Consider the following 21,171-nt stretch of genomic DNA (forward strand, 5'->3'; position numbering starts at 1 on the left):
AAACCCTGGGGGCAGGCGATGGGCGAAACACCGATACTTCTGTGGCTGCGGCGGGATTTCCGGCTAAGCGATCACCCGGCCATGGCGGCCGCCGTGGCGACGGGGCGGCCGGTGATCCCGGTCTTTATCCATGACGAGACGGTCGAGGCGCTGGGCGCCGCGCCGAAATGGCGGCTGGGGGCGGCGGTCGGGCATTTCGCGGGGCTGCTGGACCGGATCGGGTCGCGCCTGATCCTGCGGCGCGGCCCCGCGCTGGACGTGCTGCGCGCGCTGGTCGCGCAGACCGGGGCGGGGGCGGTCTGTTGGTCGCGGCTTTACGATCCGGTCTCGGTTGCGCGCGACACCGGCGTCAAGGCCGCGCTGAAGGCGGCAGGCATCGCGGCGCAGAGCTTTGCCGGGCACCTGCTGTTCGAACCCTGGACGGTGCAGACCGGCGCGGGCGGGCCCTATCGGGTCTATTCGCCCTATTGGCGCGCGGTCAAGGGACGTGAGGTTCTGCCCGCGCTTCCGGCGATTCATCAGCTTCGTGCGCCAGGCCATTGGCCAGAAAGCGAAAGTCTGGAAGACTGGCGGATGGGCGGGGCGCTGCGGCGGGGCGCTGCGGTGGTCGCGCGCCACGCGCAGGTTGGCGAGGCGGCGGCGCTGGACCGGCTGGACCGTTTCATCCGCGGGCGGATCGACCGCTATCAGGACCGGCGCGACTTTCCGGCGGAACCCGCCACCTCGGGCCTGTCGGAAAACCTGACGCTGGGTGAAATCTCGGCCAGGGTGGTCTGGCATGCGGGCTGGCGCGCGCTGCAGGAAGGTGCTGCGGGGGCGGAACATTTCCTGAAGGAACTGGTCTGGCGCGAATTTGCCTGGCATCTGCTGCACCATTTCCCGGATCTGGCCCAGGACAACTGGCGCGCGGAATGGAAGGATTTTCCCTGGCGCGGGGACAATGACGATGCCGAGGCCTGGCGGCGCGGCATGACCGGCGAACCCTTTGTCGATGCGGCCATGCGGCAGATGTATGTGACCGGCACGATGCACAACCGCGCGCGCATGATCGCGGCATCCTACCTGACCAAGCATCTGCTGACCGACTGGCGCGTGGGCCTGAAATGGTTTGAAGACTGCCTGATCGACTGGGACCCGGCGGCCAATGCGATGGGCTGGCAATGGGTGGCGGGATCCGGCCCCGACGCGGCCCCCTATTTTCGCGTGTTCAACCCCGGGGGGCAGGCGGAAAAATTCGACAAGACAGGTGGTTATCTGGAAAAGTTCATCGCCGAGGGGCGGCCTTCGCCGGCCCCCGAGGCGCTGGAATTCTTTGCCGCCTGCCCGAAATCCTGGGGCCTTTCGCCGGACCAGAGCTATCCCGTGCGCCGGATTTCCCTTGACGCAGGGCGCAAGCGGGCTTTGACTGCCTATGCGGCGCGCGAAAAGTGAACCTGGCACGCCCGCCATGCGTATCCGGTTGAAAACGCTCAAGGGGGACGCAGATGTTCGACATGGATGCCAAGGTGCTGACCGATACCGCGGGGCAGAAGAACCTGCCGCGCTGGTTCGCGCGGGTCTTTGCCGTGGCGGGGCGCGGGGTGGCGCATGGGCAGCTGGATTTCGTCCTGCCCGACGGGCGGCGCTTTCGCATCCGCGCCGCCGCACCCGGGCCGCAGGCCGAGGTGGTGGTGCATGATCCCGACATTTTCGCCCGCCTGATCCGCGAGGGCGATCTGGGCTTTTGCGAGGCCTATCTGGATGGCGGCTGGTCCTCGCCCGATCTGATGGCCTTCATGGATCTGATCCATGCCGACAATGACGATCTGTATGACGGTTTTCCGGGCCTGGGCCTGCTGCGCAAATATGAGGCCTTCCGCCACTGGCTGCGCGGCAATTCACGCGCGCAGGCCCGGCGCAACATCGCGGCGCATTACGATCTGGGCAATGATTTCTACGCGCTCTGGCTGGACCCCTCGATGACCTATTCCTCGGCGCTTTATCGCGGCACCGATGACCTGCAAGAGGCGCAGCGCCAGAAATACGCCGCCATGGTCGATGCGCTGGACGTCGCGCCGGGCGCGCATGTCCTGGAAATCGGCTGCGGCTGGGGGGGCTTTGCCGAATATGCCGCGGGCGAACGCGGGCTGCGCCTGACCTGCCTGACGATTTCACAGGCCCAGCACGATTATGCCGTGGCCCGCATCGCGCGCGCGGGCCTGGCCGGCCGGGTCGAAATCCGCCTGCAGGATTACCGCGATACCACCGGCCAGTTCGACGCCATCGCCTCGATCGAGATGTTCGAGGCGGTGGGCGAAAAATACTGGCCCACCTGTTTCGATGTGGTCCACGACCGGCTCAGGCCCGGGGGAAAGGCCTGCCTGCAGGTCATCACCGTGCAGGAAAAGCGTTTTCAGATCTATCGACAAAGCCCGGATTTCATTCAGAAATACATCTTCCCCGGCGGTATGCTGCCGCCGCCTTCGAAGATGCAATCCCTGCCGCAGGCGGCGGGGCTGCGGCCCCTGGGGGGGCTGTCCTTCGGGCGCGATTACGCGCGCACGCTGCGCGTCTGGTACGAACGTTTCAATGCCCGCTGGCCCGAAATCGCCGCGATGGGGTTTGATGCGCGCTTCCGGCGGATGTGGAATTTCTATCTTGCCTCTTGCGCCGGTGCCTTTGAGTACGGAAACTGCGATGTGACGCAATTCCGCTATGAAAGGCCCGGGGGGTAGATGCCGACAGCAGCCAAACTTTTTGCCGCGGTGGCGTTGGCGTTGGCGGGGTTCTTTACCGGCGCGCTGGTGCTGCAATACCTGCCGGGCGTGGCGGGGGGCGGGCGGCTGCCGCTGACTGCGGCCTCGATCGGGCTTTTGCTGGGCTGGCAGGTGATCGGCCGGTCGGTGGGCCGGGGGATGTGGCTTGCGGCGCAGGCGGGGATGCGGGCCTCGGTCTATCTGGTCATTCTGGTGCTGTTCTTCCTGGGCACGCTGCAGATGATCCGCTGGTCGGTGCGGATGCGCTATGATGGCCCGTTCGAGGCGCTGACCGACATTGTGGGGCAGGGCCTGGACATGGGGGCCGCCGCGCTGCGGCCCGATGTGGTGATCGTTCTGTTCCTGGGTGGCGCGCTTGCCGGCATCGCCTCGGAATGGGCGCATCGGCGCTGGGTCTGAGGGGCGGGCACGGCTTGACGATCCGGTATTTCCTGTATGGCACCCTGCGCCATCCGCCGCTTCTGGCGCGGGTGCTGGGGCGGGCCGCGGATGGCGTGGCCGCCCCGAACTGCGCCCCGAACTGCGCCCGGATCCGGGCCGCGATCCGGGTGATGATCTGTCGCCGGGGCCGGGGGCAGGGGGTTGAGGCTTTGGCCCCCAGGGCCTAAGTCTTGGCAAACGGCATGACCATGACCACACGAACAGAAGAGGGACACCCCATGCGCATCTGCAACGATCTGGCCGAGGCGATCGGGAACACCCCGCTTGTCAGGCTGCGCCGCGCCTCGGAAATGACGGGCTGCACGATCCTGGGCAAGGCCGAGTTCATGAACCCCGGCCAGTCGGTCAAGGACCGCGCCGCGCTTTACATCATCCGCGATGCGGTGGCGCGCGGCCTGCTGAAGCCCGGCGGCACGATTGTCGAGGGCACGGCGGGCAATACCGGCATCGGGCTGGCGCTGGTCGGCGCCTCGATGGGCTTTCGCACGGTGATCGTGATCCCGGAAACGCAAAGCCAGGAAAAAAAGGACATGCTGCGCCTGGCCGGGGCCGAACTGGTACAGGTGCCGGCGGCGCCCTATTCCAACCCCAACAACTATGTCCGCTATTCCGGTCGCCTGGCCGCCGAACTGGCCAGAACCGAACCCAATGGCGCGATCTGGGCCAATCAGTTCGACAATGTCGCCAACCGCCAGGCCCATGTGGAAACCACCGGCCCCGAGATCTGGGACCAGACCGGGGGCAAGGTCGATGGCTTCATCTGCGCCGTCGGTTCGGGCGGGACGCTGGCGGGGGTGGCGATGGCGCTGCAGCCCAGGGGCGTGCAGATCGGCCTGGCCGATCCCGAAGGTGCTGCACTGCACAGCTATTACACCGAAGGCGTGCTGAAGGCCGAAGGCTCGTCGATCACCGAAGGCATCGGGCAGGGGCGCATCACCGCCAATCTGGAAGGCATCCGCCCGGACATGAGCTTCCGCATCCCCGATGCCGAGGCGCTGCCCGTGGTCTTTGACCTGCTGTCGGATGAAGGGCTGTGCCTGGGCGGATCGTCCGGCATCAACGTGGCCGGCGCGATCCGCATGGCGCAGGAAATGGGGCCGGGGCACACCATCGTCACCATCCTGTGCGATTACGGCACGCGCTATCAATCCAAGCTGTTCAACCCCGATTTCCTGCGCGCCAAGGGCCTGCCGGTGCCCGCGTGGCTGGACGGTCCGGGCCGCGCCATCCCCGAGGTCTATGAGGGATGATGCCTCTGCTGCGGCTTGCCGCCGTTCTTGTGCTGCTGGCGCTGCCCGCCACCGCGCAAGAGGTCCAGGCCCCGGATTATGCCGTCTGGGAACGCGAGGCGCAGACCGTTCGGCAGGCGGTGGATGACACCGTCATTGGCGACGAACGCCTGTCGCAGCTGCGCGCCGATGTGGTGAAATGGCGCAACACTTTCACCGCGGCGCAGGGTGTCAATGCCGACCGGATCGAGACGGTGCGCGGTCAGATCGAGGCCCTGGGCCCGGCCCCCGCGGAAGGCGAAACCGAAGATCCCGCGATCGCGGCGCGGCGCGCCGAACTGGCCGGGACGCTGGCCAGCCTTCAGGCGCCCCGCATCGCCGCCGCCGAAGCCGCGACCGAGGCCGATGGCCTGATCCGCAGCATCGACCGGCTGGTGCGCGAGCGCCAGGCCGACAAGCTGTTGCGGCTGTCGCCATCGCCTGCCAATCCGGTCAACTGGCCCGCCGCGGTATCGCTGGTGCGCTGGATGGGCGCGTGGATCTATGATGAAACCATCTGGCGCTTTACCCGGCCGATCAACCTGGAAACCTTGCGCAACAATGCGCCGCTGGTCGCGGTTCTGGTGCTGGTGGCGGGGGTGCTGCTGACGCGGGGCGGGCACTGGATGGGCCGCCTGACGCAATGGCTTCTGGCCCGGACGCAGATGCGCGGCCGCGGGCTGATCTCGGAACTGGTATCGCTGGGGCAGGTGGTGCTGCCGTTCCTGGGCGCGCTGATGCTGGTCACCGCGCTGGAAAAGACCGGGATGTTCGGGCCGATCCTGCTGGCGCTGTTCGGGGCCCTGCCGGGATTGCTGCTGGTGGTTCTGGCGGGCTGGTGGCTGGGCGCGCGGGTCTTTGGCGCGGGCGCGGGCGCGCTGGCGCTGCCCGATGAGGCGCGGGGCGAGGGCCGCTTTCACGCGCTGACGATGGGTCTGGCGCTGGCGCTTTACGGATTGCTGCAGGAATGGATCGCGCCGCGCGCGCAGGATTATCTGGGCGGGGCAGGGACCATCGCGGCGGACAAGGCGCAGGAAGTGGCGCTGCGCGCGGATGCGGCGCTGGCGGTGCTGTCTGTGCCGCTGCAGGTCTTCGCCGCCCTGGCGCTGTTCCGCATGGGGCAGCTGCTGCGCCGGCGCGCGGTGGCGGCGACCCGCGCGGGCGAGGATGCCGAATTCCGGCTCAAGCTGATGGCGTGGCTCGGCAATGCGACGATCGTGATCGCGGTGGTGGCGCCCGCGCTGGGGCTGATCGGCTATGTCAGCGCGGCCGATGCGCTGATCTGGCCGGCGATCCTGACGCTGGCGGTGCTGGCGGTGGTGGGCCTGCTGCAGGGCTTTGTGGCCGAACTTTACGGCGTGCTGACCCGGCGCGAGGATCGCCTGGCCGAGGATCTGGTTCCGGTGGTGGCGGGTTTCGTGCTGATCCTTCTGGCGCTGCCGGTGCTGGCGCTGATCTGGGGCGCGCGCCCCGAGGACCTGGTGGAACTCTGGACCCGGGCGAAAGCCGGCGTCTCGCTGGGGGGGGTGCGGATTTCGCCCATGGTCTTCGTGACCTTCGTGGTGGTCTTCGGCATCGGCTTCACGATCACGCGGCTGCTGCAGGGGGGCTTGCGCAGCTCGATCCTGCCCAAGACGCGGCTGGACAAGGGCGGGCAGAACGCCATCGTTTCCGGGGTCGGCTATCTGGGCATCTTCCTGGCCGCGATCCTGGCGATTTCCTCGGCCGGGATCGACCTGTCGTCGCTGGCCATCGTCGCGGGGGCGCTGTCGGTCGGCATCGGCTTTGGCCTGCAGAACATCGTGTCGAACTTCGTCTCGGGCATCATCCTGCTGATCGAACGCCCGATTTCCGAAGGCGACTGGATCGAGGTCGGCGGCCAGATGGGCACCGTCAGGGCGATTTCGGTGCGTTCCACCCGGATCGAAACCTTCGACCGGACCGAGGTGATCGTGCCCAATGCCGATCTGGTCTCGGGGCAGGTCACGAACTGGACGCGGGGCAACCTGACGGGGCGGGTGATCGTGCCGGTCGGCGTGGCCTATGGCACCGATACCCGCCGGGTCGAAAAGATCCTGACCGAGATCGCGGAAAACAATCCGCTTGTGATGATGGCCCCGCCGCCGCGCGTGCTGTTCACCGGGTTCGGCGCCGACAGCCTGAATTTCGAAATCCGCGCGATCCTGTCGGATGTGAATTTCGGCGTTTCGGTCAAATCCGACATGAACCACGAAATCGCCGCCCGCTTTGCCGCCGAAGGGATCGAGATTCCCTTCGCCCAGCGCGATATCTGGTTGCGCAATCCCGATGCCTTGCGCGCGGCCGCATCGGGCCCCGCCGGGCAAGCCAAGCCCGACCCGGCCCCCGAAAACCAGCCGGGCTGACACAGCCGCCGATGGTGGGCGAAAGGCGCACCCTCTGGCCTTCGGATTTGCGGAAATATCCCGGGGGTCCGGGGGCAGCGCCCCCGGGCCGCGCGCGCCATCAGCCGTGGTGGTCCTCGGGCAGACCCTCGCGCGACAAAAGCACCGCGACGGGACGGAAGGTTGGCGACTGGGCACAGACGATCATCAGCGCCACCATGATCGGCACCGCCAGGAACATCCCCGGCAGGCCCCAGACCGCCCCCCAGAACGCCAGCGAGGCGATGATGCCAAAGGACGACAGCCGCAGCGCCTTGCCCATCAGCATCGGGTCGATGACATTGCCGATCACGAATTGCACGATCGCCACCGACACCAGAATGCCCAGCGCCGAGGATGGCTCTTGCGTCAGGATATAGACCGCCAGCGCCGCAACCCCCGTCGCGATGATCGACCCGATCGAGGGGATGAAGTTCAGCGCGAAGGTCAGCACCGCAACCGGCATCGCCAACCCGAATCCCCCCAGCTTGAAGATGAAGAACACCACCGTCGCCGTGACCGCGCTGACCGCGGCCTTGACCATCAGGTAATGGTTCACCCGCCGCATGATCGTGCCCACGGTGCGCGCCGCGCGCTCGGCGCGGGCGTGATCGCCCAGCAGGTTTTCCAGCTTGGCATGGAACCAGACCCGTTCGGCGAACAGAAAGCCCACGAACAGGATGATCAGCACCGTCGCCGACAACAGGTTTGACGCTTGCCCGGCCATCGCCGTCAGATAGCCCGCGATCTCGATGCTCTGGATCGATGTCAGCACCGCCGCCTCGACATCCTCGCCCATCCATCGGAACAGTTCGGCAATGGCGCGCTGCGCGGGCCCGGCATAGGCCAGGATCATCGTCACCACCTCATTGGCCTGCGCCAGCAGGATCGCGCTGGCCGTCAGCAGGCCCGATGCGATCAGCGCCAGCGCCACCACCGAGGCCAGCCAGTTGGGCACCCGGATCGGCCCGATCCGCACCCGCGCGATCGCATTGATCGCCTCGGAGGTCAGCGAGAACAGGATGATCGCGATCGCAAGCGAAATCAGGATGAAGCGCGCCTGGACCAGCAAGAACAGCACCAGCGCAAAGGCTATCAGCCCCAGCAGGATCGTGGGCAGGCGCATCGTCTCGCGCATCGTGGGCGCCCGGCGCAGCACATCCGGCCCGCTGTTGTCTTTCATCTTCGGTGCCATTCCGTCCTTGCAGGGCCAATCCCTGCCGTTATCCGCCCGCGCGCCCGCTTGCGCCGCGCCACGGTAAGGTCCGCGCCCGCCCATGACAAGCGTAAGCCTGCGCCAAGGCCCCGTCATGAGCGTGTTTCATGGCTCTGGCTGCCGGGTGTCCGTATGAACGTACGCGAAGCCCCCCGCCTTCAGGTTTGGCCGGCGTTCGATACGGGGCGCGCCGACGCCGCTGGACGGATGACGGAAAGGCCCGGATCATCTGGAAAGGCCATCGCATGGCGTGACGCTGGCAAGGGGCCGCGGCAGCCGATCCGCGATCTGATCCGCGCCCATGTCCTTGCGGCGGAACGGCCGCACGCCGATGGCACGACCGGGCCGCTGATGGCCAGGGGCGGCACCATATGGCATGGTTCTGGACCGGCCTGCGCGACGACCGGCCTTTGCGGGCGGGGCACGCGCGGATGTCGAGGCACAACCCCGGCGCCAGGCCCATCGGTTACATGCTCGACGAAGACAGCCGCCGGGACGCCTTTACCCGGCTTCTTGCCGACGGCCGCGTCTGCCTGACATGCCACTGTCGCACCTGCCGGAACGGCCCCCGTGGAACGGGGGGCCGAACCCACCGCCAAAGCCGCGCAACCACGGCCAGGCCGGATGGTTGCCGACAAGCAGCCCGCACAGGTCCCGCGCGCCCCGGACCGGCGCCCCGGCCCGGCCTGGCCTGGCTTGCCCCCCCCCGGACACGGCTCAGCGGTATGCCTTCGCCAGACGCCCCGCGGCGCCCCGATACACCCCACCGCAAATCCGCAATTCCCACGATCGCCCCCTTGCGCAACCCGCCCGTTTGCGGTTAGAGAACGCTCCACGGAGAGGTGGCCGAGTGGTCGAAGGCGCACGCCTGGAAAGTGTGTAGGCGGGGAACCGTCTCGAGGGTTCGAATCCCTCTCTCTCCGCCACACTCAAATGCCGAATCTGTCCAAAGGCCCTGATGGGGCCTTTTTTCCTTTTGTTTCAAAGGGGTTTAGCTTTTGCCGCCGTCCTTCGGAGACTGGCAGAACGCTCCAAATCGGTCTCTGACAGCCCTGTGTCTCTTTTCGAGCGCCCTGAGCTGTTGGTGGGGCGGTGATAAATTATAAATTAATTATAGTGCCTTGTGGGTTTTTGGCGAGCGCCCTTTTCGAGTGATAAACGGCATCGGAGACAGATACGAATCCGAGAGACGGTCGCGCGGGCGGCGGCCGTTCAGCGGTGACAATGACAGCGCGAGTTGCTTTCAATCCGGTACGACAGTGTTGCAGTTGTTCGCGTGGACGCGGCCAACGCTCTGTTTTCAGGGCATTTCATGGATTGACAATCCTAGCCCTATTGACGTAGCCAATAATAATCATCGAAGTTTGCCCGCAGGTATGTCGCCCGCGGGCTTTGTTTTTTCTGGCAGGGCGAAAGACTCATGAGCGAAGCGCCATCTGCGCTTGGTCTCCGAACACCACCTCCGCCTGTTCCGCCCACGGCAATGCCGCGCACTCCGTCAATTGAATCAGCGTGACGGCAATAGGTGCTCGCTTGTAGACGATCCCCTTGAGGACTTCTGGTGCAAGGTATGCTAACCGCAGCTGCCGACTGACATGGCGCTCGGCAAGGTTCACGGCAATGGCAAGATCGCGCACGGTGCCGAATTCGCCGGCCTCAATGCGTCGCCGCCACGCCCACGCCCGGCCGATCGCGCGCAGGATGTGCGGGTCTTGGGTCTGATCCTCGCACGGCCGGTAATCTGCAGGCGGCATGATCTTTGGCCGTCCGTTTTTCCTGCGTAGCTTGAGCGGCACGAAGATCTGGATGGTATCTGTGTCAGACATCACTCAGCTGCCTCCAGCCGGCGCGGCGTCATCAAATCGCGCATGACGCCGGCCATGCCATCGGTGCGCAGGTCGATGACAAGCCCTTCGGCGCTCACAGTGACGCGCCGGACAAGCAACTGAATGATCCGCGCCTGCTCCGCAGGAAACAGCTGTTCCCAAAGCTGCGGGAACTGTTGCAGGGCGGCGATGGCTTCTGCCTCGGGGATGTCTTCGCGATCCAATCCGGCAATAACCTGCGCTGTTGTGTTCGGTGTGCGCAGAATGCGGCAGATTTCGGTGATCACTGCCGCCTCGGCGGTGTCCGCTGGCAGGCGGCGAGGAATGCCGTCCTCAGGCGTATCGCGGCTCTTCAGAATATCCATCGACACGTAATACCGATACCGGCGCGTCCCCTTCTTGGTGCTGGAAGGCGTCATAGCCGCACCGGTTGCATTGAAGAGCAGTCCTTTCAGCAGCGCCGGGGTTTGCGTCCGGCTGTTGTTCGCGCGCTTGCGGGGGCTTTCCCCCAAAATGTTATGCACCTGGTCCCAAAGCCGGGCCTCGATGATGGCCTCGTGCTCGCCGGGATAGGCTGTGCCCTTGTGGACCGCTTCGCCGCGATAGACGCGGTTGTTAAGCAGGCGGTAAATATAGCCCTTGTCGATGAGCGTGCCCTGTTTGGTGCGCATGCCGTCGCGGCGAAGTTCCCGGGCGAGGATCGTAGCTGACCCAATCGCGACGAAACGCTCGAACAGCTTGCGGACCTTGGCAGCTTCCTCTTGGTTCACCACGAGTTTGCGGTCGACGACATCGTATCCGAGGGGCACATAGCCGCCCATCCACATGCCCTTCATGCGCGAGGCCTTCACCTTGTCGCGAATACGCTCAGCGGTGACCTCACGCTCGAACTGGGCGAAGGACAGCAAAATGTTCAGCGTCAGCCGCCCCATGGAGGTAGTGGTGTTGAAGGACTGAGTGACTGAGACGAAGGTCACGCCATTGCGGTCGAACACCTCGACCAGCTTCGAGAAGTCCATCAGTGACCGCGACAGCCGGTCGATCTTGTAGACGACCACGACATCGATCAGGCCGTCCTCGATGTCGGCCAGAAGCTGCTTGAGGCCGGGGCGTTCGAGCGTCCCACCGGAAATGCCGCCGTCGTCATACTGATCGCGGACCAGCGCCCAGCCTTCGGATTTCTGGCTGGCAATATAGGACTCGCAAGCCTCCCGCTGCGCATGAAGGCTGTTGAACTCTTGCTCGAGGCCTTCCTCGCTCGACTTGCGGGTGTAGATGGCGCAGCGCAGGCGGCGCACGGGTTTCTGAGCGAGATCCTTCATGCCTCACCCCGCTTCCGCTCACGCAGGCCAAAGAAGCGGTAGCCGTTCCAGCGTGTGCCGGTTATCGCACGCGCCACAGCGGACAGTGACTTGTAGCGTCGGCCCTCCCAGTCGAACCCGTCTTTCAGCACCGTGACAGTGTGGGCGACACCGTCCCATTCACGGATGAGCTTTGTGCCCAGCACGGGGTTTCTGGGGTCGGCAATCTGCGCCTTGTGCTTCAGCGTGCCCTCGACCTCGTCAGCCAGCAGATCGAGCAGGCGGCGTGTTTGCTTGTCAGGACCGCCGAAGGTCAGCTCCTGAATGCGGTACGCCAGCCGGCCTTCCAGGAAGTTGCGGCTGTTGTTGGGGGCGGGCGCGTCGAAGAGCGCTTGCCATTCGGCTTTCAGTTCGTTGACCGACATTGCCTTCAGGGCGGCCAGGCGGGCAAGGATTGGTTCATGTGTCATCATGCGGATCTCCGGTGAGTTGGAACCGCAGTACCGCTCTGTTTGCGTTGAAAGTGTAGCGAACTATCTTCCTTTGCCCGAGATAGCTGCCCGCGATCGCGGTCGATCAGGCGCACCACAGCCCCTGCAAGCAGGGCATACAGCTCGGCCCTCCGCTCATGGGCCGTCATCCGGTCGGGATGAATAGGATTTGGTCTGTGCATTGCGGTTGTTCCCTCTTCGCCGCTCGCAGCGAGCGGCTTCTGGAGAGGAAAAGCCATCCGAAGGCACGAAATGGGACAACGTGGACAGCAGAGCGGCATGTGAGGCGTCGGTCGCCACTCCCTCTGGTCAGAAAAATCGCCCTCGGGGCTGAGCACCCCCGGTCAGAATTGTCTACGGGCAATTTTACTGTTTATCTGCCTTACGGTTCGTCTATCTAAATTCGTGCTACTTCAGGAGACATGTGCGACCTTCCCCTATGGACGCTCCTGTCACTTCCCCAGTGGTCAAGGATGTCCATGGCCAGCCTCTTGCCCTGAGGTGCAGGGTCGATCATTTTGCGGGGAAAGGAGAGCACAAATGGCAGAGCAAAAGCAAGAAAACATCGACGGCGATCCCCATTCCGCCAAAGGTAAAGGGTCAAAGTCCATTGCCGCGCGCTGGGGTGGGGCAGTAACGAAGATGGGCTACTGCCCAGTCCCCGCGCTCCTGCTGCGCGCTCAGCGCCGGCTGGGCCTTAATCCGTCGCAGCTGGCGGTCTTGCTTCAGATCATCGAGCACTGGTGGGATGCAAGTCGAGATCCGTATCCGAGCAAGGCAGAGCTGTCGGACCGTCTCGGCATAAGCGAGCGGCAGGTTCAGCGGTACATCCGGGAACTGGAGGAGAACGGCCTCCTGACCCGCATCGCATATTATGGTGAATCCGGGGGGCGGGAGAACAATCGCTACGACCTGTCCGGTCTGGTGAAGCGCCTTGCGGAAATTGCCCCGGATTTCATCGCTGAACGCGAAGAGCGCAAACGCAAACGCAAGGCAGCCGCCATGCCGGGCGGTGGAAGACGCCGCACACCCGGCGTGAAAGCCGACTCTACCGCCTAAGCCCTCTCGGAGGCCATGCGCCACCGGTGAAGACCCAAACGGAGCTGCTGATAGCGTGGCTCTGATCCAATCCGCTTGTCCTGATGAACCCCGCCCGAAAGGAGGCCTCTCGATGAACATCAACTTCAGACCCGGTCAATATGGCCATGGAAATGATCGGAACAGCCAAGGTGACGGCGCTGGTTCCGCATTCTGCAATGACTGGCGTTGTCAGGATTGTCGGCGCTTGCTGGGCAAGCACAACGGTTCTCAGATGCAGATCCGTCGCAAGCCGCTCGACTATGTCGTGGGCTTTCCGGTCTACGCGATCTGCCCCGGCTGCGGCGCGTTGAATGCTCGAATGAAAGCTTGAACGCGCTGTAAAGCGCGTTCTTTCCCCTCGATCTCCCCTTCATCCAGAGACGCGCGACGTCCTGACCTGGCCACGAGAAGGCGCTGGACGCCTGGCCGTAAGGCAGGCGTCCAATGTGTCTCGCATGGCACGAGATCCGTGAGCATCTCACGGCTTCAACTTCAACATTCGGGTTTCAGCGCAGCTTCGACCTTCTACGGCGATCCCACAGCGCGCTGAAACCCTTCGGCGACCCGGCAGCCCTACTGAACGGGTTGCACCGTCCCGATGGCGACCCTGGCAAAAAGAATATGATTCTCATCGCGCTGATCCGTGCCGCGCAACCGGATGGTCCGTGCGCCGATCATGCGTTGACGCTGCTGTTGCTCGCGCTCTGGCCCGGGCTGGATGGTATCAGGCGCCGGTCGCTCGCGCGCCGGATGGGTACTGCTGAGGACATTGCCTCCGATCTGCTCGCACGCGCGACGGAAGCGATCCGCACAATTCATCTCGGCCGCGTCAACTGGATCGCGGCAACGGTGCTGCGCAACATCGAGCGCGACATCATCCGGGCCCGACAGCGAGACCAGGCCCGCGCGCGTCTCGCCAGCGACACCGATTCCGACATGGTCATGGATGGCGGCGACAGCGGGATTGGCGCGGCCGGATCTGCGCGATTGGAGGACGCGGTGCGGGAGGTGCTCGGCGACGACGCCGTCATCGTGATCCGTGTGGCGGTCGAGGGGTTTACGCAGGCCGAGGCCGCCGTCGAGCTGGGCCTGACCAGGGACGCAGCGCGCAAGCGCTACCAGCGGGCCGTCCGGCGCCTTCGTGAAGCTCTCCAGGAAAAATTCTGAAGCGATGTCCCACTCGGGCCGCCCGGGTGGCTTTTGGTTTGTGAATGGCCCGGATCGGGGCCGTGTTCTGGAGACGGATGACCGATGCAAGAGACTGATCAAGACGGCGAGATGGTCCGGATCCCGGGCCTGTATCGCCACTGGGAATTGCCACAGATCCTGCGGATGCACGAGGCCTTTCGGATCGAGGCTGCGGGTGCGCACGAGGATGGCACACCGCTGCTGGCGGTGTTTTCGAGCGGTGATGGCCCTGCCGCACAGGTCGTCGCGCAGCTCTGGACCCAGGCTCCCGACAACACCGCTGCGATGGGGGCAAAGCGCCCGTCGACGGCAGCGTGACGGAAGGGCCTGGCCATGACGCAGCGCAAGACCGCCGCCGCCGCAATCCGGCAGACGGAGCCGATCTCAGAAATCCGGTTCTGCGCCTGGGTGGCACAAGCCAAACCAGGCGACCGGCTGGAATATCACCGCGGCTACCTCGCGGTGGATGCCGACAAGCTCACGTCGAAGCTGGACCTGAACGCGCGCGCCGAACTGGTGCTTCTACGCGACCGCGCCTTCGGGTGCGAAGCGCAGGGTCTCGTGCACCTCGTACAGGAACGCATCGGCCCAGACCTGTTCACCTACGTCGCAATCGCCCGCCCGCACAAGGGCACCGCGTCCGCTGCCGCCTTGAAGCGGCTCGCAGACGTCGCGGCCTGACCCATCCCCCGAAAAGGAGCCCCTATGACCTATCCCGCAAACACCCCCAGCATCAACGACATGCTCAACATGCCCACAGGCGATCTGGCGCAGATGCCGGTCGAGTTGCTGGCCGCGTTGCAGGCTGAACTGGATCATGCCGGCAAGCAGCTGAAGGCCGCGACTACCCGGTTCAACAGCGCCCTTGAGGTTCGTTACGCCACCCGTGCCGCCGAGGCTCGCCGCGCCTGCGGCAAAGACACCGGCACGGTTCGCTTGGTCGATGGCGATTACACCGTGGTCGCGGATCTGCCCAAACGCGTCGACTGGGATCAGGACCTGCTGGCGCAGATCGCGCGGAACATCGCCGACAGCGGCGAGGACCCGGCCGATTTCATTGACACCAAGCTGACCGTCTCGGAGCGCAAGTACGGAGCGCTGCCCGAGGCCTGGCGCAGGGGTTTCGAGCCTGCGCGCACCGTGAAGACCGGCACGCTCAAGGTCACTCTGGAGCCGGTGGAGGCGCAGAAATGACAGAGCTCGCCCCTATTCCCGCGGCAAGCGAGAACCTTCCGGGTCTCATCGATCGTGCCGCGTCGATGCTGGCTAGCGCCAAGACCGCGGCGGAGGTTCTGGAAGCTCGCGAAGCAGCAGGCCTTGCCTATGATATCGCGAAACGGGTCGCGCGGCTCAAAAACGCCAAAGCTACCCATGACGATCTTGTCGCTGCCGCCCATCGTGCGCAGGCCGATGCGCTAGAAATTGAGGCTGCCGCCAAGCGGCGCCTCGCCGATGAATATGACGCCGCGCAAGCGCGTGGTGAGGTTGCATCTGATGGGCGTCCCAAAACCGTTGTGGGCGGCAACGGTATTCCCGCGACGTCTACCGACCTCGGATTGCGCCGCGACCAGATCCATGAAGCGCGTCGTCTGCGCGACGCGGAAGCTGCTGACCCTGGCATCGTGCGCCGCACCCTCGATGCAAAACTCGAGCGCGGCGAGGAACCGACCCGCTCTGCGGTCCGTCGCGCGGCAGAGGATCGTCTGCAACGCTCGCTCGACCGGCTGCAGCGCATTCATGAAAGCGTCCGCCGCCTTGAGGAAAACCGCCCGCCGCCGCTGACGCCGGAGATGCGGGCGCGCCAGATCGCGGTGTTCGGGACGCAAGAGGACCGCGCGATCTGCGGCCGGATCGATGAGATCATCGAACGCATCGATGAGCAGCCAAGCCCTCTCGAAGCGGTGCGCCGCGTTCCACCCGCGTCTCGCCATGCCATCGATACCGCGCCGATCCGACGCGCGGCGGCCTGGCTCACCGACTTCAGCACCCTTTACGAACAGGAGGTCCAAAATGGGACAAATGCGACTGAATGACGTTGTCGCCGAGATCGTCGGCGAAGTGATCGCGGGACGCGCGATCAACAAGCGGCAGGCGGCAGTTAACCGCTGGGACGATATCGATGCGGATGGCCAGTATCTCGCTGGGATCGATGGCGTTGTCGCCCGCATCGACACGCGGGCACGCCGCCTGAAGCTCAGGGCAGAACAGGCAGCCACCCCAGCGCAACCGGAACTGCCGTTTTCATTGCCGGTGGCAGTTGCCATGGACCTCGAGGGCACGACGCTGGTCTCGACACGCCAACTGACCCGCGCAGAATTCGCGCGAGCCATCGAGATCCGGCACCTTCAAATTGCCCATGATAGCGCGGCTTTGCGTGAATGGCGCGAGGCTCTGCGTCAGGCCAATCAGTTCTGGGCCGACCACCCGGACAGGAGCTTCGGTGACTGCCTTGATGCCATTCTGGCAAAGGGCGGCCCCGCGCTCGGTGGGGAGGCAGTGCAATGAAAATGCTGCCTCCCAAGCCCAACACTCCGGCAGCCGATCTCGCCCTGCTCGAAGAAAAGCGGCGCGCGATGCGGCGTCAGGCCCTCGCATATCTCGAGGAAGCTGACCGGCTCGACGCGCTGTACGCGGCTGTGACCGGCAATGATCCGGCGGCTGCCGCGCAGAATGAGGTGCTGTCATGACCGGCGCGCTTCCCATCATCACCGCGGACCAGCGTCTGGCAGAGCACCGTGGCATCAAGGGTGTCATCTTCGGCCGGTCGGGCATTGGCAAAACCAGCCTGCTCTGGACGCTCAACGCCTCCACCACGCTGTTCTTCGATCTCGAAGCTGGGGATCTGGCCATCGAGGGGCTGGCGATCGACGCCATCCGGCCGCGGACCTGGACGGAATGTCGGGATTTTGCGGTGTTCATCGGCGGGCCGAACCCGGCGCTGCGCGATGATCAAGCCTATAGCCCCGCGCATTATGCGGCCGTCTGCCAGAAGTTCGGCAATCCTGAGGCCCTCGCCAAATACGACACGGTCTTCATCGACTCGATCACCGTGGCCGGGCGCCTGTGCTTTCAATGGTGCAAGGGCCAGCCCGAAGCGCATTCGGAAAAGACCGGCAAGCCCGATGTGCGCGGCGCTTACGGGCTGCACGGGCGCGAGATGATCGCCTGGCTGACCCATCTGCAGCACACGCGCGGCAAGAATGTCTGGTTCGTGGGCATCCTCGACGAGAAGCTCGATGACTTCAATCGCAAGGTCTTCGTGCCCCAGATCGATGGGTCAAAGACCGGGCTCGAGCTTCCGGGCATCGTCGATCAGGTCATCACCATGGCCGAGATCAAGGGCGAGGATGGCCAGCTTCAGCGCGGCTTCGTCTGCCAGACGCTGAACGCCTGGGGCTACCCGGCCAAGGACCGGTCCGGCCGTCTTGACCTCTTGGAGGTCCCGCATCTGGGCCAGCTGATGGACAAGATCCGCGGCCCCCTCGTGCCCGCTGAACGGCGCCTGACCTACCAGCCGCCACAGTTGCCCGCGCCATCTCCGGCGCAGACCACCCCTTCCGACACCCCATCGAGCTGAAAGGAGCCCAGCCATGTCTGGACATTGGAACGATTTCAACGACGCGCAGTCCAACATCAACCTGATTCCCAAGGGCACGATCGCCAAGGTGCGCCTGACCATCCGCCCGGGCGGGTTTGACGATCCGGCCCAGGGCTGGACCGGCGGTTATGCCAAGCGCGGCGGCTCGGGCGCAGTCTATCTCGATGCTGAATTCACGGTGCTCGAAGGGCCCTACGCCAAGCGCAAGATCTGGTCGATGATCGGGCTTTACAGCCCCAATGGCCCGAACTGGGCCAATATGGGTCGCAGCCTGATCCGGGGCATCCTGAACTCCGCACGCGGGATTTCTGACAAGGACAACTCGCCCGAGGCCCAGGCGCGGCGCCGGATTGCCGGCTTTCATGAGCTTGATGGTCTGGAATTCGTCGCCCGCATTGATGTCGGCACCGACACCAATGGGGATGAGAAGAACGAGATCAAAAGCGCATTGGCTCCAAACCATCGCGATTATGCGTCTGTGATGGGGCTCGGTGCGTCCACCATGCCGAGCGCACCCGCCGCGGCTTACCATGCCCCTCCCAGCATGCCGCCACAGGCAGCACCGATGGGGCATGGCTATGGCACTGCTCCGCAAGCCCCGCAACAGCCCGCCCAAGCGCCGGCGCAGCCGCCAGCGAGCCCCGGGTTTGCCGGGCGGCCCAGCTGGGCTGAGTGAGGGGATCGGCCCATGCGACTGCGTCCCCGCCAGAAACTCTTCGTCGAGCGCAGCCTGGCTGCGCTCGCCACCCGCGGCAACACGCTCGGCATCGCCCCGACAGGGGCGGGCAAGACGATTATGCTGTCTGCCGTCACCGGTGAAAGCATCGCCGACACCGATGCCAAGGCCTGCGTCTTGGCCCATCGGGACGAGTTGACGGAGCAGAACCGCGCGAAGTTCGGGCGGGTCAATCCGGCGATCACCACCTCCGTGGTGGATGCCACGACCAAGTCCTGGGGCGGGCAGGTGACCTTCGCGATGGTCCCGACGCTGACGCGCGAACGCAACCTGACTGCGATGCCGAAGCTGGACCTGCTGGTCATCGACGAGGCCCATCACGCGGTCGCCGACAGCTACCATCGTATCATCGATCATGTGCGCGATGCCAATCCAGAGGCGCGCATCTTCGGGGTCACGGCGACGCCGAACCGGGGCGACAAAAAGGGGCTGCGGGCGGTCTTCGACAATGTCGCCGACCAGGTGCGGCTGGGTGAGCTGATCGCTTCCGGTCACCTGGTTCCACCGCGGACCTTCGTCATCGACGTGGGCGTGCAGGACAAACTCAAGGCCGTGCGCAAGACCGTGTCGGATTTTGACATGGCGGAAGTGGCCGAGATCATGGACCGAGCGCCGATCACCGAGGAGGTGATCCGCCATTGGCGGGACAAGGCCACGGGTCGCCCGACGGTCGTGTTCTGCTCGACAGTGGCGCATGCGGTGCATGTGGCCGAGGCCTTCAATGCGGCCGGCATCCCGACGGGGCTGATCCACGGCGATCTGCCCGGCGATGAACGGCGCAACATTCTGGCGGCCTTCGCCCGCGGCGAGATCCGCGTCATCACAAACGTGGCCGTTCTCACGGAAGGCTGGGATCATCCGCCCACCTCCTGCGTCGTGCTGCTGCGCCCCAGTTCCTACAAATCGACCATGATCCAGATGGTGGGCCGGGGACTGCGCACGGTCGATCCGGTCGAATTCCCGGGCGTCGTCAAGACCGACTGTATCGTTCTGGATTTTGGCACCTCGAGCCTGACCCATGGCACGCTGGAGCAGGATGTCGATCTCGATGGCAAGACGGAAACCGGCGAGGCCCCGACGAAGACCTGCCCGTCCTGCAAAGCTGATATCCCGCTGGCTTGCCGCGAGTGCCCGATTTGCGGCGAAGCGCTGGTCGAAGAAGACGATGATCCCGAAAGCCGCGATGGGGCGCAGGGCGGCGCGCTCTCCGGCTTCGTGATGACAGAAATCGATCTGCTGAAGCGCTCAAGCTTCTCCTGGGTTGATCTCTTCGCCTCCGAGGATGCGCTGATGGCCACGGGCTTCACGGCCTGGGGCGGCATCTTCTGGTATCAGGGCCAATGGTATGCGGTCGGCGGCCGCAAAGGGACCAAGACCCGACTTCTGGGCATCGGCGAGCGGTCCGTGTGCCTCGCGCAAGCCGATGACTGGCTCAACGAGCATGAAACCGACGAGAGCGCCTTCAAGACCCGCGGCTGGCTGAGCCAGCCCGTCACCGACAAGCAGCTGCAATATCTCTCTCCCGAAGCGCGCAGTGATTTCGGCCTGACCCGCTACAAGGCCTCGGCGCTGATGACCTTCACTTTCAACAAGCGCGAAATCCGCAGCTTGATCATGGCTGCGGCACCAACCGCGCGGGAGGCTGCATGAGCCATGTCGCGCAAATGCAATCCCCGTCCGCAGAGGTTGCGGATCGCCCGGGCTTTGATCGCCTCTGGCATCCGCGAGGTCAGCTCTGCGCCGCCTGCACATCGCGCACGCGCGGCTTCGGCTGGTTCGATCCGAACAAGTCTCGCGGCAAACGCACATACCGCTGGTTCTGCTCGATGCCGTGCCAGTCGGTCTTCACCCGAAAAGCGAAAAGAGGACTGAGCATGGTTGATTTCACCGAAGAGGAAACCCAGGCGCTGCCCGCCGTGATGCGCGCGCTCGCGCCCGAGATGGAGCGGATCGGCTGGGATCGGTCGCTGGGCCAGCTGACCCGATGTGACATGCACAGGCTGATCGTCGTCACCGTCGAGGCCTTTCGCGCGGAGATGTTCGAGATCGCTAGCCATTCGGAGGTACCCTTCTGATGCTGGATTACAACCACAAACCCAGCTTCGCCGACCGGGTCAATGAAACCATCGACGCCGCTATCATAGCCGAAAATGCCGCCCGTGCGCCTCGTGATTATCTCGGCGGCTCACGCCTCGGGCACGCTTGCGAACGCGCCCTGCAGTTCGAGTTCACGGCGACGCCGAAGGACGAGGGGCAGGATTTCTCGGGCCAGTCGCTGCGCATCTTCGCCATCGGCCATGCGCTTGAGGATCTGGCCGTCGCCTGGCTGCGCGCTGCAGGTTTTGACCTCTACACGCGCAAAGGCAACCGCCCCGACGGCGGGCAGTTCGGCTTCTCGGTGGCAGGTGGGCGTATCCGCGGTCATGTCGACGGCATCATTGCCGCCGGCCCCGAGGGCTTTGGCCTTGCCGTTCCCGCGCTCTGGGAATGCAAGACGATGAACGCAAAGAACTGGCGTGCTTGCGTCAAGGACGGCGTGGCTAAATCGAAGCCCGTCTATGCCGCCCAGATCGCCGTCTATCAGGCCTACATGGAAGCGCAGGTGCCGGGGATTTCCGCCAACCCGGCGCTTTTTACAGCAATTAACAAGGACACGGCTGAGCTTCACCACGAGCTCGTGCCCTTCGATGCCGAGCTGGCGCAGCGCATGTCGGATCGCGGTGTGCGCATCCTGCGCGCCACGGATGTGGGCGAGTTGCTGCCCCGCGTCGCCGCCAATCGTGACTTCTTCGGATGCCGGTTCTGCTCCTGGGCCGAGCGCTGTTGGGGGCTGCCGACATGACGGACGCCCCGAAAGAACCGCCCGAA

General features: G+C 64.9%; 24 protein-coding genes and 1 tRNA gene. 21 read left to right on the forward strand and 4 right to left on the reverse strand.

Annotated features, from left to right (window positions below; genetic code table 11):
* Window positions 1-18 precede the first annotated feature (18 nt).
* The 6 genes from ACK8OU_RS12135 to ACK8OU_RS12160 are packed head-to-tail and all read left to right on the forward strand — an operon-like array spanning window position 19 to window position 6,849.
* Window positions 19-1,431, forward strand: coding sequence for a cryptochrome/photolyase family protein (locus ACK8OU_RS12135; protein WP_410303688.1), 1,413 nt, complete (start codon window positions 19-21; stop codon window positions 1,429-1,431).
* Window positions 1,432-1,484: 53 nt separating this feature from the next.
* Window positions 1,485-2,714, forward strand: coding sequence for a class I SAM-dependent methyltransferase (locus tag ACK8OU_RS12140; RefSeq protein ID WP_410303689.1), 1,230 nt, complete (start codon window positions 1,485-1,487; stop codon window positions 2,712-2,714).
* Complete coding sequence (locus ACK8OU_RS12145; RefSeq protein ID WP_410303690.1) at window positions 2,715-3,155, forward strand: TrgA family protein; 441 nt, start codon at window positions 2,715-2,717, stop codon at window positions 3,153-3,155.
* 14 nt (window positions 3,156-3,169) lie between these two features.
* Entirely contained in the window at window positions 3,170-3,364 is a 195-nt protein-coding gene (locus ACK8OU_RS12150; protein WP_410303691.1) for a hypothetical protein, read from the forward strand.
* 51 nt (window positions 3,365-3,415) lie between these two features.
* Window positions 3,416-4,447 carry a cysteine synthase A gene (locus ACK8OU_RS12155; RefSeq protein ID WP_410303729.1) on the forward strand — a complete coding sequence of 344 codons (1,032 nt, stop codon included), beginning with the start codon at window positions 3,416-3,418 and terminating at the stop codon, window positions 4,445-4,447.
* Window positions 4,447-6,849 (forward strand): DUF3772 domain-containing protein, encoded by a 2,403-nt coding sequence (locus tag ACK8OU_RS12160; RefSeq protein WP_410303692.1) that lies wholly within the window; start codon window positions 4,447-4,449, stop codon window positions 6,847-6,849. Before ACK8OU_RS12155 ends, ACK8OU_RS12160 begins: the two co-directional genes overlap by 1 nt.
* Before the next feature lie 100 nt (window positions 6,850-6,949).
* Here the strand turns inward: ACK8OU_RS12160 and ACK8OU_RS12165 are convergent, their stop codons facing one another.
* On the reverse strand, window positions 6,950-8,050 hold the full coding sequence (locus ACK8OU_RS12165; RefSeq protein WP_410303693.1) for an AI-2E family transporter: 1,101 nt from the start codon (window positions 8,048-8,050) through the stop codon (window positions 6,950-6,952).
* Between the two features lie 869 nt (window positions 8,051-8,919).
* Between ACK8OU_RS12165 and ACK8OU_RS12170 the strand changes: the two genes are divergently transcribed.
* A tRNA-Ser gene (locus ACK8OU_RS12170) sits at window positions 8,920-9,009 on the forward strand.
* Between the two features lie 492 nt (window positions 9,010-9,501).
* On the opposite strand, the gene ACK8OU_RS12175 is transcribed toward ACK8OU_RS12170, so the two are convergent.
* The 3 genes from ACK8OU_RS12175 to ACK8OU_RS12185 are packed head-to-tail and all read right to left on the reverse strand — an operon-like array spanning window position 9,502 to window position 11,683.
* The gene (locus ACK8OU_RS12175) at window positions 9,502-9,909 is read right to left on the reverse strand and encodes a hypothetical protein (RefSeq protein ID WP_281708787.1); all 408 of its coding nucleotides are present in this window, start codon (window positions 9,907-9,909) and stop codon (window positions 9,502-9,504) included.
* Window positions 9,909-11,231 carry a recombinase family protein gene (locus ACK8OU_RS12180; RefSeq protein ID WP_410303694.1) on the reverse strand — a complete coding sequence of 441 codons (1,323 nt, stop codon included), beginning with the start codon at window positions 11,229-11,231 and terminating at the stop codon, window positions 9,909-9,911. The genes ACK8OU_RS12175 and ACK8OU_RS12180 overlap by 1 nt, the downstream gene beginning before the upstream one ends.
* Window positions 11,228-11,683, reverse strand: a complete 456-nt coding sequence (locus tag ACK8OU_RS12185) for a DUF2924 domain-containing protein (RefSeq protein WP_281708785.1) — start codon at window positions 11,681-11,683, stop codon at window positions 11,228-11,230. The genes ACK8OU_RS12180 and ACK8OU_RS12185 overlap by 4 nt, the downstream gene beginning before the upstream one ends.
* Before the next feature lie 558 nt (window positions 11,684-12,241).
* Between ACK8OU_RS12185 and ACK8OU_RS12190 the strand changes: the two genes are divergently transcribed.
* From ACK8OU_RS12190 to ACK8OU_RS12255, 14 genes are all read left to right on the forward strand, one after another.
* Window positions 12,242-12,760, forward strand: coding sequence for a helix-turn-helix domain-containing protein (locus ACK8OU_RS12190; RefSeq protein WP_281708784.1), 519 nt, complete (start codon window positions 12,242-12,244; stop codon window positions 12,758-12,760).
* Window positions 12,761-12,872: 112 nt separating this feature from the next.
* Entirely contained in the window at window positions 12,873-13,112 is a 240-nt protein-coding gene (locus ACK8OU_RS12195) for a hypothetical protein (protein ID WP_410303695.1), read from the forward strand.
* 290 nt (window positions 13,113-13,402) lie between these two features.
* On the forward strand, window positions 13,403-13,948 hold the full coding sequence (locus ACK8OU_RS12200; protein ID WP_410303696.1) for an RNA polymerase sigma factor: 546 nt from the start codon (window positions 13,403-13,405) through the stop codon (window positions 13,946-13,948).
* Window positions 13,949-14,032: 84 nt separating this feature from the next.
* Window positions 14,033-14,287: a hypothetical protein gene (locus tag ACK8OU_RS12205; protein WP_281708345.1), complete on the forward strand. Its 255-nt coding sequence runs from the start codon at window positions 14,033-14,035 to the stop codon at window positions 14,285-14,287.
* 15 nt (window positions 14,288-14,302) lie between these two features.
* A complete protein-coding gene (locus ACK8OU_RS12210; RefSeq protein WP_410303697.1) occupies window positions 14,303-14,650 on the forward strand; it encodes a hypothetical protein in 348 nt (115 codons plus the stop codon).
* Window positions 14,651-14,674: 24 nt separating this feature from the next.
* Window positions 14,675-15,163 carry a hypothetical protein gene (locus ACK8OU_RS12215; RefSeq protein WP_410303698.1) on the forward strand — a complete coding sequence of 163 codons (489 nt, stop codon included), beginning with the start codon at window positions 14,675-14,677 and terminating at the stop codon, window positions 15,161-15,163.
* Entirely contained in the window at window positions 15,160-16,002 is an 843-nt protein-coding gene (locus tag ACK8OU_RS12220) for a hypothetical protein (protein ID WP_281708342.1), read from the forward strand. The genes ACK8OU_RS12215 and ACK8OU_RS12220 overlap by 4 nt, the downstream gene beginning before the upstream one ends.
* Window positions 15,980-16,474, forward strand: coding sequence for a hypothetical protein (locus ACK8OU_RS12225; RefSeq protein ID WP_281708341.1), 495 nt, complete (start codon window positions 15,980-15,982; stop codon window positions 16,472-16,474). The genes ACK8OU_RS12220 and ACK8OU_RS12225 overlap by 23 nt, the downstream gene beginning before the upstream one ends.
* Window positions 16,471-16,656 (forward strand): hypothetical protein, encoded by a 186-nt coding sequence (locus ACK8OU_RS12230; RefSeq protein WP_281708340.1) that lies wholly within the window; start codon window positions 16,471-16,473, stop codon window positions 16,654-16,656. The genes ACK8OU_RS12225 and ACK8OU_RS12230 overlap by 4 nt, the downstream gene beginning before the upstream one ends.
* Window positions 16,653-17,546: an ATP-binding protein gene (locus ACK8OU_RS12235; RefSeq protein ID WP_281708339.1), complete on the forward strand. Its 894-nt coding sequence runs from the start codon at window positions 16,653-16,655 to the stop codon at window positions 17,544-17,546. The genes ACK8OU_RS12230 and ACK8OU_RS12235 overlap by 4 nt, the downstream gene beginning before the upstream one ends.
* Window positions 17,547-17,559: 13 nt before the next feature.
* Entirely contained in the window at window positions 17,560-18,243 is a 684-nt protein-coding gene (locus ACK8OU_RS12240) for a hypothetical protein (protein ID WP_281708338.1), read from the forward strand.
* Between the two features lie 12 nt (window positions 18,244-18,255).
* A complete protein-coding gene (locus ACK8OU_RS12245) occupies window positions 18,256-19,953 on the forward strand; it encodes a DEAD/DEAH box helicase (RefSeq protein WP_281708337.1) in 1,698 nt (565 codons plus the stop codon).
* A 224-nt stretch (window positions 19,954-20,177) separates the two neighbouring features.
* The gene (locus ACK8OU_RS12250; protein ID WP_410303699.1) at window positions 20,178-20,378 is read left to right on the forward strand and encodes a DUF6511 domain-containing protein; all 201 of its coding nucleotides are present in this window, start codon (window positions 20,178-20,180) and stop codon (window positions 20,376-20,378) included.
* Complete coding sequence (locus tag ACK8OU_RS12255; RefSeq protein ID WP_410303700.1) at window positions 20,378-21,145, forward strand: hypothetical protein; 768 nt, start codon at window positions 20,378-20,380, stop codon at window positions 21,143-21,145. The genes ACK8OU_RS12250 and ACK8OU_RS12255 overlap by 1 nt, the downstream gene beginning before the upstream one ends.
* Window positions 21,146-21,171 lie beyond the last annotated feature (26 nt).

This window comes from Pontitalea aquivivens, assembly GCF_046507575.1.
In the GTDB taxonomy this organism is placed as follows: Bacteria; Pseudomonadota; Alphaproteobacteria; order Rhodobacterales; family Rhodobacteraceae; genus Pontitalea; species Pontitalea aquivivens.